Source organism: Endozoicomonas euniceicola (assembly GCF_025562755.1).
GTDB classification, from domain to species: Bacteria; Pseudomonadota; Gammaproteobacteria; order Pseudomonadales; family Endozoicomonadaceae; genus Endozoicomonas_A; species Endozoicomonas_A euniceicola.
The window spans coordinates 4,918,741-4,932,797 of record NZ_CP103300.1 but is presented as its reverse complement, the minus strand read 5'-3'; the positions used below and the strand labels follow the sequence as shown (position 1 = coordinate 4,932,797).

The following is a 14,057-nucleotide window of genomic DNA, read 5'->3' as shown; positions in this document are numbered from 1 at the left end:
AACAGGAACCGAATAGTTAATTATTCAGTCTCAGCTTCCAGCATACGCTGACCGCTGATGGATATTTTGCGAGGTTTCATGGCTTCGGGAATTTCACGCTCCAGTTCAATATGGAGCAGGCCATTGTCCATCTGGGCACCGGTAACCTTTACATAGTCTGCCAGCTGGAATTTTCTTTCAAAGTTGCGCTCTGCGATGCCCTGGTGCAGATATTGGCGTTCAGTGTCGTCGGTTTGCTTTTTCCCCTGAACCACCAGAACATTTTCACGGCTTTCAATATCCAGTTCGTCTTCTGCAAAACCGGCCACCGCCATAGTGATTCGATACTGGTTTTCTGCCAGCAGTTCAATATTGTAAGGAGGGTAGCCACCCTGCTTGCTGTTTTGGTGACTGCTTGCCATGCCCTCCAGCAGATGGGCAACACGGTCGAAACCAATAGCGGAACGGTACAGTGGGCTGAAGTCTACATCGATAGTACGCATCGTCATATCCTCAATTGAGCAATATGTTATTGACAGTGACCTTTCCTCGGGAACAGGTCGTTGGTTAGCGACGATGCTCGTATGAGCCACCGTCGTTATTATTAATAAGGACGATGGTTTTCGCTTTCAACCCTTTGTTTGAAAATTTTTTATTTAAAACTACTGGATATTTCAATATCGCCTATGCTGAGTCGCGCCAACTTGCAAAATCTCTTCTCTTTGCTCTTTACAGCACTGGGGGCAGAGGCTTCCTTCAGGGCATCTCTGCCATTACACCATGAAAGGCAAAAGGTGGGTTTTTGCGAGCGTTTTAATTTAGTCCTGCTGTAAAGAAGCGACGCTCTCTTTATTAACTTAGTGATGATTTAGGTATTTTATGATGAACATTCTGAAACCAGTGACACTGTCATTGCTGGCCTGTTTTTTTGCCTGCTTTTCTGCGATGTACGTGTATGCAATGGATACAATCGACCGTTACACATATTCCTCTAAAGGTAGTGAATGGAACCTGGTTCAATCCAAAAGTACTTTTTATGAAAAGGGAAAGCTGTCATCAATCGTATATTTTATGACGCCACAAAGTGAAGAGTCACCCAGAACCGGCAACAAAAAAACTACTGTCCTTAGTTATTTAAGCGTCGGTTTATGGGACGTTAAAGAACCTACCGATCATTCCGGGCCCGGCCTCTCTGCTCGCAGGCTAATCAATAAGAAGGATGGCAATAGGAAGGATGATAAGAGAGTGACCTATATTTCTGATCGAATACCGAATAACTATGTCTCACTGGATCCAGTCCTGTTCGACCAGATACGTGAATCGCACGCAATTCAGATAGAGCGCATAATGCTTCCTTCAAGTCTGATTCCGATTGAGAATCTTTTTATCTGTCCGTTCCTCCATAACCCCACGATCCTGTCGGATAGCACTATTTCCGGAGCGGCTGCTGGTGCGACTGCTGCTGCCACCATTCGACTGCGCGGTAATGTGACTATTTATCGGTTCTCGAATGATATTAACATCGAATTACCAGTGAACGACGGATTACCAGGAGCGGTAGAAGAAATAACTGTGCCAGCTGAAGCTGAAATAGCAATCAGTCTCGATCAGAGCCGTATCACGCTTGTTGAACTCTCGGTAACAGAAAGCGACGCAGCTGACGCTAACGTAGAGCCTTTTACACTGAGCTACGTAGGGGAAGTAGAACAGGAGGAGAACAGGAATGGAGCACAGCAGGACGCAGGAGCGGGCATAACCACCCTGCCAGAAGCAGGCCGTGTTGAACAACTGTTGCCTATGAGCCTCACGCCGGATAATTTTAAAACAGCGGATTGGTAGGAATAAGGGTAAGAGTCGGCAACCTATACGACAGCGAGTATGTCACTCGAGCTGATAATCCAGCATCGTATCGTTGTCGAACAGGTAACGACCGGAGCAGGCTTTCCCTTGCAGCATAAGGGGTAGCCAGACTTTGTCGTCTTCCCACATCTCTTCGTAGGGAATGGCTTCGTCCGTTTCAGTGGGTGTGCCTTCATAGTCGGAGCTTGCGGTGTGTACGACATCTGTCGTTATCGTAAAAAAGGGTTCGAGGAAGCCGACCTGGTTGATCCGACCCATTACCAGCTTTAGCGGGGCTGTTTCTTTAAGGAGCGGTCTGGGAGAACCTTTCCTGACAGTCATGAATTACTGAGTGTCTCAGCGTACGCATCTGCAATGTTTAGCAACAAATTATAGGTTATATGACTGGAGATAGAACTCAGAAGGCCATATTCGTTATAGGTGCGTGCAAAAGCAAAGCTATATACTGTTGCGATACTAGCTTTCAAAATCGGATTGGGTTCGAACAGATGAATCAGGCCGAAGAAACCGGAGCTTAAGCAGCTGGCTGCAATCTTCGCATTGTCCTTCTGTTGAAATATGTAATGTGTCATTTTGCTGGCCAGATTGTGAACAAGACCACGACACAAAAGCTCTTCTAGTATTGGGCATACAACAATTGGAATATATAAAGGAGTGGGAGGCTGGCTTCTGGTATCAGAGTCTTCTTGCATACCAAGTATGGGTGAAATGGCTATTAAGACAGTGGCTGAACCCAAGAAAAGGGATCTTCCTTGCTTGAAACCAGCCCAGACTGCATGAGCAGAATCTGCTATGAAATTTGATATTCCGCTAGAAGTAGAGACGCCCCGGCTTTTCCAGCTACTTTTTAAGAACTGACTTTTGTTTTCATCATTCTGGCTACCTGGCATGAATGAAGCGTGAGGAGGCTGTGTACCTGTTGAAATCATTCCTTTGCTCCTTTGTTTTCCTGACTTACGGTGCAGAGAGTTAACAAACTTTTGGACAGTGTTAAATGGTTTTTTATTCGTCTGATAACCGATTTGTCAGTGATGCTTACGAGCCAGGTATCACGGGTCCTGGGTGAGTAGACCTGCTCAGTCACCTGAGCAGGCCCCTCCTCAGAACCGGACGTGCGGAATTACCGCATCCGGCTCCCGATAGACCAGTGTCCCCACACATATTCAGCGAGACTGGAACATTGACACAGTTTTCCATTTCTCCGGATAACCAAGTGCTTTGAGGATTTTGCTCAACTTCTCCCAATTCAAGTATCGCTTTCCACCTTGGCGGTTAAGCCATTTAAGGATGATGCGCTTACCTTGCTCTATGAATTGCTTGACCCGTCTACGATTATCAGAGATGCCGTGGTAGTTAATCCACCCCTTTATCACTCTAATCGCAGTCTTCAGTGTTTGCACACGGTCAGAACTCAGGTTCTTCCAGAGGAAGCCCCTCAACCCCTTGAGTTTGGCTGCGAAACGGTCTTTGCGGCTGGTAAACTTCAGTCGCCAGTAGCCTTTTCGCGATTTACCCCAATAGCAGGTAAACCCAAGGAAGTTGAACGTCGGCAGGCGTTTCCCTGATCGGTCTGCCCTTAAAGCCGCCACATGTCCCGCAGGTATTATCTGCGATTTGTCCTTGTGCAGCTTCAGGCCAAACTTCTCTAATCGCTTAGGTAAGACTTTGTAGAAGCGTTCTGCTTCGCTTTGCACCTCGAAGGTGAATACCATGTCGTCAGCGTATCTCACCATTTCTGCCCGTCCCCTGATGTGTGAATGACTTACCTTGGTAAACCATTCATCAATCACATAGTGCAGGTAGATATTGGCAAGGACAGGTGACAGGATTGAACCTTGTGGGCAGCCTTCCCGATTTATGGATACTTGTTTGTGTTCCATCACGGGCGCAGTAATCAGAACTTCGATGAGCCTGAGAAAGCGCCGGTCTGATATCTTGGCTCGCAATATCTTCATCAATTCCTTGTGGGGAATAGTATTGAAGTATTTGCGGATATCAATCTCCACAACAGTCCCATTCCAGTTACGGTAGGTAGACTGCTGTAAAGCCCTCAAAGCATCGTGACAGTTCAAGCCGGGTCTGAAACCGTATGAGCATGGCAGAAACAGTGGCTCGTATATCTTGTTGAGGATTTGGCTGACTGCAAGCTGCACCAGCTTGTCCTCAATGCAGGATATGGCCAGAGGTCGTTTACTGCCGTCCTCTTTTGGGATTTCAGTGATCCTTGCTGGCTTGGGTTTGTAGGTGCCACGGCGGATACGCTGGAGAAGATCATTAATGTTCTCGTCCAGCTTTTCGCCATAAGCAGCCTTTGTCACACGGTCAATACCTACGGCCTTGTTCCCGTCCAGCCGAAAGAATTGTCCCTTCAGCATGTTGACATTCAGCAAGTGCCCAAGATTATTGAACACCATTTGTCTGTCGTATGCTGACTTCTCGCCTATGCGCTCAAGTTTCGTTAACCATGATTGTCCGTCGTTGCTGAGTACGGTCATTGTTTCGCTCTCACGCTCGATCTATCTGCCAGCCCTTCGCTCCACGGTCATTACTCGCTTCATCACTACTATGGCTGACTCCGACTTCCATAAGGTCATTTGCAAAGCCTCGTGTTTTGCACTTGCGCTTCGCATACTCAATCCGTCGAGAACCCTATGGATCTCCTGGGTTCAGTCGTGTATCTCTATAAACTCGCCGACGCCTGCGACTCCGGTGGGTAGTGTCGTTCGGATTTCCCAGTTTAACCTCGCACAACACTCTTTGGCCTGCTACAAATCCAAGAGTATCGGCACCCACAATCAGAGGGATTTCGGAGCTATCACGTTCACCATTCGGTTTCGGCTCGAATATTTCGCTGTCTACGCTTCGTCACTATTGTTACCGCCAGCAACGCAAGACTCGCTATACGGTGGAGCTGGTTCTCCTTCCGTAGCGGGACTTTCACCCGCAAGATACACGCTGCTTATCCCAGCGCACTGGAAGAACCCTCGAAAATGACAAACCCCTTGATAATAAAAAATCCATTAAACCTTTAGTATTAAGGGGCGCAGCATTCAATAAATTACCGGGCTTTTGGCTTTTGGCTTTTGGCGGTTGGCTGTTGGCTGTTGGCTATTAGCTGCTCATACAGCCAACCGCCAAAAGCCAACAGCGGTATATATTATGTTCTGCTGCTTCCCTAAGGGATAAGGCGCACCTCAAAGATTTACTCGAGCTGATAACCCAGCATCGTATCGTTGTCGAACAGGTAACGACCGGAGCAGGCTTTCCCTTGCAGCATAAGGGGTAGCCAGACTTTATCGTCTTCCCACATCTCTTTGTAGGGAATGGCTTCCAGATCGAACCAGAGTGGAATGGCTTCGTCCGTTTCAGTGGGTGTGCCTTCATAGTCGGAAGCTGTGAACAGGTGGACATGGAGCGAGTAACCGTCCACAAACTGAAACCGGCACTCTCCCCGATGCTGCATATTCAATGGGGTAATGCACAGTTCTTCCTGAACTTCCCTGACCGCGCATTCCAGCATGGTTTCTCCGGGCTCCTGACGCCCGCCCGGACCGTTTATTTTGCCGGCACCCAGCCCGCGTTTTTTTCGTATCAGCAGGATTTTTTTGTTCTTGATCACGAATGTCAGGGTGGCCGGGTCTTTTGCCTGCCAGGCAGACCAGTCGATATCGGCCAGGGATAGGGGAGTTTTGAGAGGGGTTATCATTGGCTCACACACTACTATTTACCAACCAGCTTCCTGATGCCGTTCACGTACTTGGAGTGGCGGGAAGGACGTAAGGGGCAGGTGCTTATCAGGCTGGACAGTTCTTCCTCATAAGCTTCGTCGGCCTTGAGTTCCAGCAGGTAATAAACACCAAGGGACTGGGGTTTAGTGATGTTCAACCGGTTGCTGTAACGCTGGTCAAACACTTCGATCTCACTGTCTATAGTAGCCCTGATTTTCTGGCAGGCGGAAATAAAATATTCCCTTTCGTAGCGGCAAATAAGAATCGGCATCACACCATTGCCCATGCTGACTTGCCCTTCATGGGGAAGTTGCTCGTAACAGTTGTCCAGAGCTTCACGCCAGTTGAACGGTGCCCGGGTAAAGTCCAGGGGAGCCTTATAGGTGATTTTCTTCCCCTTTCCAGACCGCCTTAATTTGAATTCAAGCTTTGCGGAGCTGGCGTCTGCAATATCGCCGTACCATCTCAGGCGCACTTTTTTACGCTCGCTGATACCGTTCAGGTTTTCTTCATAACGGGCCAGACCGCAGCTGTCCAGATACAAACTGTTGATAACACGTTTATCGTACTGCTCTGAAAACAGCAATGGATGACGTTTCAGCCATAGCCGCAGCTGTTGCATCTTGATCACCGGAACCGGGATTTTTACCTCAAATCGTAGTGCGTCCATTATTTGGGTTTGTCCGATTTCATAATGCCTTTATAAAGCGCTCTAACGTTAACGTCTTCGGCTGTGACTTCGGAGCCATCAATGGTTAAAACGCTGCCTTTTTCGACCAGTGTTTTCTCGATGCAGCTGACAGGTGTACAGCGGATGTCGTTTGCATGAAGGGTGGCAGGGCCAAAGATATTTTTCTTGATATAACTCATTAATGAGTATTCGCGAATATTATCAAAGGTGCCTCTGTTGATGGTCACTCTGGAGCGGTCTTTGGAAGCAACGGCTATGTTGCTGTTCTGAACCCGGCTGTCTTCCAGTACCAGATGACTGTTTTCTCCTGCTGAAACCGCTTTGTCGCGAATCCCGTCAAACAGGCTGTGTCGTACAATCACGCTTGAGCCGCTGGTATCCAGTCCATCGCCTCCGGAAACAAAGCCAATATTCAAAAACTGACTGTTGTTGATTTCACCGGTGCAGAAGTCGCAGTCAAATCCATCGGATAAGGCATTCTTTACCGACAGGTGGTTAATGGATACCTTGCTGCTGATGATATTCAGTGCGTCTTCGGAACTGTTATCGGTCACGGTCAGGTGGTTGATTTGCAGATCACCGTTAATGAAATAGGCGGCTCCCCTGGGTTGCCAGAATCCGAGTTTCGGGCTTCTGGCATGGGAAATACGCAGGTGGTTGACCCGGCTGTTTTTGGTGGATTCCGTGCCAAATACCGTTAGTCCAGACCAGCTTTCGCTGCGAGCCTGCTTGGTAAAGACCACGGGTTTATTATCGGTGCCGTGGGTAAACAGCTCACCGAAGACCATCAAACCGGCGTTTTCAGAAAACTCAAGACGGGTTCCGGGTTGAATGTGAACCTGCCAGTTATCCGGAGTCACCAGGTAGTCATCGATTTTCCAGGTGCCAGACTGAATTTCCCACTGGTCGTGGCTTCGCTTGATGAACGGATATTGAGTCGCTTTACTGGTTGCCTGAGGTCTGGGAATAAAGGTGTTTGCGGTTCGATCCTTCTGCAAACTGTGGGTTGTGGCTTTTTTCCCTTCAAAGGCACTGTCAAAGGCAATCTTCTCCACTTTGCCGGGCAGAGCGACGGTCATGCTGCTGTTGGGAGGAAGCAGTCTTGGCAGCTCAATATTTAAAGGGGTCAGAAGGGTTTTGCTGCCGTCTTTATTGAGTTGCTGTATCTCCTTTATGGTCAGCACCTTATTCTGGGAATTCGTGACCGAGAGAGCGGAGCCTGAAGGGGTCGACAGAAATGAGGTCATCAACTCCCAGGAGCGCCGGGCGGACATAGTGTGCATTTGCAGATGGATGTGCTCACCCAGTTCCCTGATGTCTGAGCAGGGTGGGGTTTGGTAATCACTACCAATGCAGCCAGCCTGCCTTTTCATGATGTCGAAGTCATACCGGCCAAGAAGGGGAACGCTTGAATACAGCATTTTATTGTAGGTGTCCTGCTCTTTTTCCAGAGCCTCGATTAACTCTCCGGAATTGATCAGCTGCTTCAGGTGACTCATAGCCTGTTCATAGCTTTCGGCTACCTGGGGGTCATCGAGCATTTTGCGACTGATGAGAGAATAATGAGTCGGGGGCTTCATCAGCCAGGTGTGGCGGGCGGGGGAGACCAAAACGTCGCTTTGAATAGGTTCGAGTTTGGCTGTGTGGGGGTTGTAGTACCAGCGCCAGTTATTCCAGGTCAGGGCATGCCAGGCTCCCCAGATATCGACGGTGGCCAGATACTGACCGATCCTTTTGGTATCAAAGACGTCGCTGGCGGAGCGTTTGCCATCAATAAAGTCGCTAATTAACGTCAGGGCAATTTGCCGTTGCATGGCCAGGGCTTCTTTGCCCATCACGGTTTTTTTCTGAATGACTCTGGCTTTTAATTCCCGGTGTCTCTCGCCCTGAGAATTGACTTGTTCGTCCGTGAGGTCCAGCCGCACCACAAAACCTTCGGTGCGGTTACTGGTGGCCAGCAGGTCCTGACCAAAAGCCTGTTCCAGCAGCATCACTCCCCAGTCATCGCCGTTAACGATCACATTCACCGGGTAATTCTGGGGGGCAATGATGTCAAAACCGGCGGTGATCATGCTTTGGCGAAACAGCTCAGGCCCCTGGTGGGAACGAACGTTGGAACTGATCAGGGCGAACCGGGAGGTTGAAAACAGTGCTTTTTTCTTTTTGATTTCAACCCGCAGTGACCAGCGATCTTCTCCGGAGACATGATCAAGCAGGTCTCCCTGCAAGCGTATTTTGGCGTTATATCGGGTCTTGTCATCGTAGAGCACGGCTTTGGCGAACTGACGTGTTTCGGGAATAAGACCCTCGGCGAGGGCAGTCTGGCGATCGCTCACCAGCTTTTGCCACTCTTTGTATTTAATATCGAGCCTCAGGGTGGGTATATCTCGCTCCGCTGACAGCAGTTTGCCGGGAACGGCCTTGAGATCACTGAGGATTTGCATCGCTTCATCACTACTGTTGGTATGAAGCATGCGATAGCCGCCCTGAATCAACAGTGTTTTTATTCGCTCAACGGAAGGCATTAATATCAGGGCAATACAGATAATGCCTGCCAGGATAAGCTGTACTTCTCGTTTAGAGACAAGATGAGCCTGACGATCCAAGCGAAGCTTCATGGTTATAATCCCGAGATATCATTTTGTTCCAGAATAGAAATGTTGGCCTGATCAAATTTGTTATTTAACTGGAATACGATGGAGTCTAACTCTTCAGCGGTGTGAATGTTGATAAAGAACAGTGCGTCAACTTTAGAATCGGAATAATCAAACCGGCTCAGATCTACTCTGACAGTGTATTCGGTGAGTACGTTTTTCAGGTCAGTGAGAATGGTGTCTTTAGCCGCATTCTCGGTAACGGTGTAACTGATGGAGAGAAACAGTCCGTTTTCCTGAAAAGATTTCGCCATTCTTTTTTTGGAAACAGCCATTAGAATCAGGATGACGACGCAGGCAATGATGGCCGCAAAAGTTTGTCCCGCCCCCAGGGCAATAGCCAGGCCAATATTAAGAAACAGATAGATCAATTCTTCCGGTTCTTTAATGGGAGTCCGAAAGCGGACAATAGACAGGGCACCTACCAGACCAAGGGCCAGGGCCAGTGAGGCTTTGACCACGGTGATAATTAATATTACCGAGAGCATTAAAATGGGAAACAGTCTTGAGAAGTCTTTCCTATTACCAAATGCGGTGGAAAATTTCCGGAAATGAATACCAATCAGGCTTGCCAGAATGTAGCCGATAAGCAGGTTCAGGAGTAAAGAAGCCAGACCTACGCTGGCATACGGGAAAAAGGTTGAACGAATATCCTGAGGCAGGAAATTAACCAGTAGGGGGTCAACGGATTCAATCATGATTTGATCTTCCTTATCAAATTAGATTATTTTTTATTCTATTAAAAAACATTCTGTCTCTTATTACCAGATCGACAGGATAACAACCACCCCCGCCCTTTATTAGAACCTCTCGGCACCTTGCCTCAGAGCTTAATAAAGAAATTGCACGAACCGTAAATTCTCAGTCTTGCCTTTTAAAGATCTTCCAGATTGATCAGGGTCAGAATATTTGATGCAAAAGCACCGGTGTCAATGAAGAAAGAGTTACCCAGCTGCTGTGGACGCTCTACAATCGTATGCCCACAGATAATGCTATCGACTCCGGAAACGGTTGAAGTGTCCCTGTCGCTGACTTTCTGCCGTGACCACATCATGTGTCTTCTCAGCTCATCGTCTTTGGCAATGTCGTCCGGACTCCAGTAAGGCAGAGGGTATTCTGCATGGCATATTGCAACGAGTTTGCCGGAAGGCGTGGTGACAGAAATGAGTTCGGGCAGGGTATCTACCAAGTCGGCATAGTGGCGCATTTTTTCGGTAGATACCATCAGATGCCAGCGCCCGCCGTTCAGAATCCAGTCGGCAGTGATAGCGGCTGAAGACAGGTTACGAGCCACCAGGCGCAGCGTATCTTCATGGTTGCCGCAGACGGGATGAAACCAGGGTTCGTTGATCAGGCCAAGGCATTGTGCAGACTCAGGACCCCGGTCAATCAGGTCGCCTACGCTGAAACAGCGGTCTGTGGCGAAGTTGAACGCTACTTTATCCAGCTCTTCGAACAGCAGGTCGTACATGCCGTGCAGATCACCAATGGCAAAGTCTCTGCCCTGGTGGTTGGCTGAAAAATTCTGATGAAACATAGTAAAGCCTCCGGCACTTTCCCTGCGATTGAGGATGTTAAACGATTATTTTGTTATGGACGCAACGCCTGTTACCGGGTCAATGGTCACTATACCTTTGAGTGGCTGGTGAAGAATTCGATCTACCTGTTGCTGTTGGCTGAGTTCGCGGAATGACACAGGAACCTGCAGGCTTAACTGGCCGTTTTTGCGCATCTTCTGTTCTTTGTCGATCACGTCAAGAAACAACGGCAGGGCTTTCACTACCGTGTCGGCCAGCCCGGCTTCTACAACAGCATTGGCAAACAGTGCCGGAGCATAAGTAGGGGCCGGTGTCCGGGTATTAGTGAACTGATACTGGCTGTAAGCCACCCAGCGTTTCTGGTTTGCCGGGGAGAGTTGCCCGAAAGCCTGATAAAGCTGTTTTCCTTGTTCCGGTGAAAACAGTCGTAAAGAGGCAGCAAGGGAAGCCAGTGCCAGCTGTTCGTCGGTATTCCGGGTGTGTTTTTCCAATTGCAGCCATTCAGCACGCTTTGCCAGATAAGCCCGTATCGGGTTGAAGGCTTTTTCACCTGAGCCGAGCTGATCCAGCACCGTTTTTACGGCTGTCATGGCGTTGTAGGTGTTCTGGGTCAGATACAGTGAGCCTTTAGGAGCAAGGTGTCCACGGAATCCGGCGATGTTGATCACCCAGTGATAGTACCAGAACCTGAGTTCGTCTCTGGAAACTGAGCCGTTGGCCAGTCCACGGTCAATATGCTTATACATCGCCAGCGACCCCTCGTTATACATCATGTGACGCAGGTGGCTGTCGGGCATAAAGGCTACTTCAAACAGATGATTGCCGGTGTCGAAGCGTTTGTTGAACGCCCGGGCCAGAGGGTAGATTTTACCAGCTTCCGGTGCAGTGGCTGCCAGAAACTTTACGCTGCCTGTTGGAATTTTAAGGTCCGGAATCAGCCGGGCTTTTTGAATGGCTTCCGGCGACAGGGTAACGGCAGAGATGATAGCTGCTGCTGCCAGCCCTTCATAATGGTAGTCATCCATGGGGCGGATAGCGGCTGACAGTTGCCTGAAACTCTCGAACGAGAGAGCTTCAGGTTTTTCAGCTTTTTCCTCATTCAAAGCCTTTATATCTTTCTGTGGCGCGATAAATTTCTCAAAGTCCTCTTTAGTACCTGATCGTAGTCGTTGCAGGTTATAAAGCCGTGACAGGGCTCTTGGAACTTCTTTGTGAATCCCCTTGACTTTGTAGCGATCCATTTCCGGAGTGGCCTGCGGGTTGTCCATCACCCAGCTCAGCTGCCTGATCTGAGCGTCAGAGATCACCAGCTCGTGACCATAAGTGGCTTTGATGTAGTTCTTCAGGGTCGTGATATGATCCTTAGCCAGAACGTTTTCGGTAACCATCATCATGGGAAAGAGTATTCGGGCCAGGGATTTCATGGTTGCTCCTCATGGTTGCTCCTCATGGTTCATTCAGAGTGCTGAGGTGATTGCCTCAATTTGCCGCTTAAGCATAGCAATTGATCGTTTGAGGCTTATCAAACTTATGCTTAGGATGATAATCTGATGAATCTTCAACCAGATATTTAATTAAGGGCAGGGGGGAGAGCGATGGAAAATCAACCTGAAGCGATTACCACGTTGTTTGACCAGCAGGCTGATAATTATCAGCAATGCTACATCGATGGCATGTTGGCACACTTCGCCCCGGACGCTGAATTGCTGTTCTGGAGCAGTGAACATGTCAGCTGCACTACTCAAAGTGGCCTCAGGGTCTGGTATGAATCCCTGTTTAATCAGTTTGAAATCCTGTCTGTTCAATATCGGGTGGAGTCGTTCTGGGAGTCAGGCGAGGTGATAGGCTGTTGCAGTATCTGGCAGTTTGAAACCAGAATGAAGTCGGAGGGTTCTGCCACGGAATTGCAGTCGCTGAGAGCGACTCATATTCTCAGAAAGCTTGGCAATGAATGGAAAATCGTTCATTTACATGCCTCGCCTCAATAATATCAGTCAAAAGAGTCCGCTTCTTTTTATTACAACCGGCTTTTATTTTTGCCGACAATTTATCCTCTCTGCAACGATGTACTAGTCTGTGTTATTCAACTAGCAGGCGGGAGACGGTCTAGGAGCCTGTCCGAGAATAGACTGCCCTACTGCGGCGGCAGTAAATTGGTCTGAAAATTCGCTTTTGTTCGTCAAATAGCTCGCTATTCTCCTCACAAAACCAAATTTTCATCCTCAATTTTCTGCCGTCCTCGCTACGGGCGCTATTCTCGGTCAGGCTCCTAGTGACCCTACAAAAGATGCGTCACTGTACGAATATTCCAGAAGAACAGTACCGGCTGGCCTTTGCTATCTCTCTGGGGGGGATGCTGGAACTCTATGACTTCATGGTTTATGCCATGATGGCGAGTTACATTGCCGAATGTTTTTTTCCTTCCAGTGATTCGATGACTTCTCTGTTGGGAACTTTTGCAACGTTTGCTGTCGGCTACCTGTCACGCCCTCTGGGTGGTATTTTCTTTGGGCATCTCGGTGATCGCTATGGGCGTAAAAATACGTTCACGTTAACCATATTTATTATGGCGCTGACCACCGCTCTGATTGGGTGCATACCGGCGTATAACAGTATTGGTATGCTTGCCCCGGTTCTGCTGGTTTTGTTGCGATTGTTTCAGGGGTTTTCTCTGGGTGGCGAGCTGCCCGGTGCGATGACTTACATGAGTGAAACCACCCCCGGACGCAGTGGGCTGGTTATTGGTATTCTGTTTATGTCGTTAATGCTGGGACTTTCTCTGGCGGCGTTTGTCCATGGTCTGTTGACACTGTTTCTGCCACTGGACGTTATGACGCAATGGGGCTGGCGTGTACCTTTCTGGATCGGAGGCCTGCTGGGAGGGCTTAGTTTCTATATACGACGACGGTTTCATGAATCCGGACTGTTCATGGCACTGAATCTGGTGCGACAGCGTCAGGCGACTCCCCTTCTTGATTTGGTGCGTCACCACAGGCGGGGGTTTGTCTGCGGTTTTTGCATTATCGCTATGTTTGGTTCAGCCACCGCGGTTTTGAGTATCTATATGCCCGGCTATCTGGTGACGTTACACGGCTTTGCCAGTGATCAGGTTGCCTGGCAGGCATCACTGGCGTATATCATGTCTGCCCCGATCTGCCTGCTGATGGGGCTGGCGAATGATCGCTATTCCCATAAACTGCTGCTGTTGCTCTGCGCTGTGCTGATAGTGGGTATCAGCCTGCCTCTTTATCACTACATAAGCTCTGACGGAGCCGAACTCAGCAAAATCATGATGGTGGCAGCTGTTCTTACGGCATTTATAACCGGATTGTTGCCACCGATGCTGGTAAGGCTGTTTCCCACGGAAGTGCGTTATACCGGGGTGGCAATCACTTACAATCTGGGAATCACTTTATTTGGTGGTCTGGCACCGGTTTCAAGCACACTGTTGATCAAGTGGTTTGGTATTACCACGGGCCCGGCAATGTACCTGATAGTCATTTCAATTTTTTCACTGCTGATTGTTTTTGTTGCATGGCCTGATTACTCCATGGCAACGGACAATGGGAATCGTTTGCGTCAATAGCCTTTCATCCAGTAACAGGTT

Annotated in this window: 13 protein-coding genes; 3 read left to right on the top strand and 10 right to left on the bottom strand. The window is 48.8% G+C overall.

Annotated features, from left to right (window positions below):
• Positions 1-20: 20 nt before the first annotated feature.
• Entirely contained in the window at positions 21-482 is a 462-nt protein-coding gene (locus NX720_RS19985) for an Hsp20 family protein (protein WP_262596979.1), read from the bottom strand.
• Positions 483-939: 457 nt separating this feature from the next.
• Between NX720_RS19985 and NX720_RS19980 the strand changes: the two genes are divergently transcribed.
• Positions 940-1,818, top strand: coding sequence for a hypothetical protein (locus NX720_RS19980; RefSeq protein ID WP_262596978.1), 879 nt, complete (start codon positions 940-942; stop codon positions 1,816-1,818).
• Between the two features lie 42 nt (positions 1,819-1,860).
• On the opposite strand, the gene NX720_RS19975 is transcribed toward NX720_RS19980, so the two are convergent.
• The 9 genes from NX720_RS19975 to NX720_RS19935 all read right to left on the bottom strand — a co-directional run bounded on the left by NX720_RS19975 (position 1,861) and on the right by NX720_RS19935 (position 11,874).
• Positions 1,861-2,160, bottom strand: coding sequence for an NUDIX hydrolase (locus tag NX720_RS19975; RefSeq protein WP_262596976.1), 300 nt, complete (start codon positions 2,158-2,160; stop codon positions 1,861-1,863).
• The gene (locus NX720_RS19970) at positions 2,157-2,768 is read right to left on the bottom strand and encodes a CPBP family intramembrane glutamic endopeptidase (protein WP_262596975.1); all 612 of its coding nucleotides are present in this window, start codon (positions 2,766-2,768) and stop codon (positions 2,157-2,159) included. Before NX720_RS19970 ends, NX720_RS19975 begins: the two co-directional genes overlap by 4 nt.
• Positions 2,769-3,002: 234 nt before the next feature.
• Positions 3,003-4,334 carry a group II intron reverse transcriptase/maturase gene (ltrA, locus tag NX720_RS19965; RefSeq protein WP_262596974.1) on the bottom strand — a complete coding sequence of 444 codons (1,332 nt, stop codon included), beginning with the start codon at positions 4,332-4,334 and terminating at the stop codon, positions 3,003-3,005.
• Positions 4,335-5,041: 707 nt separating this feature from the next.
• Positions 5,042-5,545, bottom strand: coding sequence for an 8-oxo-dGTP diphosphatase (locus NX720_RS19960; RefSeq protein ID WP_262596973.1), 504 nt, complete (start codon positions 5,543-5,545; stop codon positions 5,042-5,044).
• Between the two features lie 14 nt (positions 5,546-5,559).
• Positions 5,560-6,237, bottom strand: a complete 678-nt coding sequence (locus NX720_RS19955; protein WP_262596972.1) for a polyphosphate polymerase domain-containing protein — start codon at positions 6,235-6,237, stop codon at positions 5,560-5,562.
• Positions 6,237-8,876, bottom strand: coding sequence for a CotH kinase family protein (locus NX720_RS19950; RefSeq protein WP_262596971.1), 2,640 nt, complete (start codon positions 8,874-8,876; stop codon positions 6,237-6,239). The genes NX720_RS19955 and NX720_RS19950 overlap by 1 nt, the downstream gene beginning before the upstream one ends.
• A 2-nt stretch (positions 8,877-8,878) precedes the next feature.
• Positions 8,879-9,610: a DUF4956 domain-containing protein gene (locus NX720_RS19945; protein ID WP_262596970.1), complete on the bottom strand. Its 732-nt coding sequence runs from the start codon at positions 9,608-9,610 to the stop codon at positions 8,879-8,881.
• Between the two features lie 176 nt (positions 9,611-9,786).
• The gene (locus NX720_RS19940; RefSeq protein WP_262596969.1) at positions 9,787-10,449 is read right to left on the bottom strand and encodes a metallophosphoesterase; all 663 of its coding nucleotides are present in this window, start codon (positions 10,447-10,449) and stop codon (positions 9,787-9,789) included.
• 45 nt (positions 10,450-10,494) lie between these two features.
• Entirely contained in the window at positions 10,495-11,874 is a 1,380-nt protein-coding gene (locus NX720_RS19935) for a DUF6829 domain-containing protein (RefSeq protein WP_262596968.1), read from the bottom strand.
• A gap of 171 nt (positions 11,875-12,045) precedes the next feature.
• Here NX720_RS19935 and NX720_RS19930 point away from each other — a divergent pair, with 171 nt between their 5' ends.
• Together NX720_RS19930 and NX720_RS19925 are read left to right on the top strand one after the other, a co-directional pair.
• The gene (locus tag NX720_RS19930; RefSeq protein ID WP_262596967.1) at positions 12,046-12,438 is read left to right on the top strand and encodes a YybH family protein; all 393 of its coding nucleotides are present in this window, start codon (positions 12,046-12,048) and stop codon (positions 12,436-12,438) included.
• Positions 12,439-12,722: 284 nt separating this feature from the next.
• Complete coding sequence (locus NX720_RS19925; protein ID WP_262596966.1) at positions 12,723-14,036, top strand: MFS transporter; 1,314 nt, start codon at positions 12,723-12,725, stop codon at positions 14,034-14,036.
• The last annotated feature ends 21 nt before the right edge of the window (positions 14,037-14,057 follow it).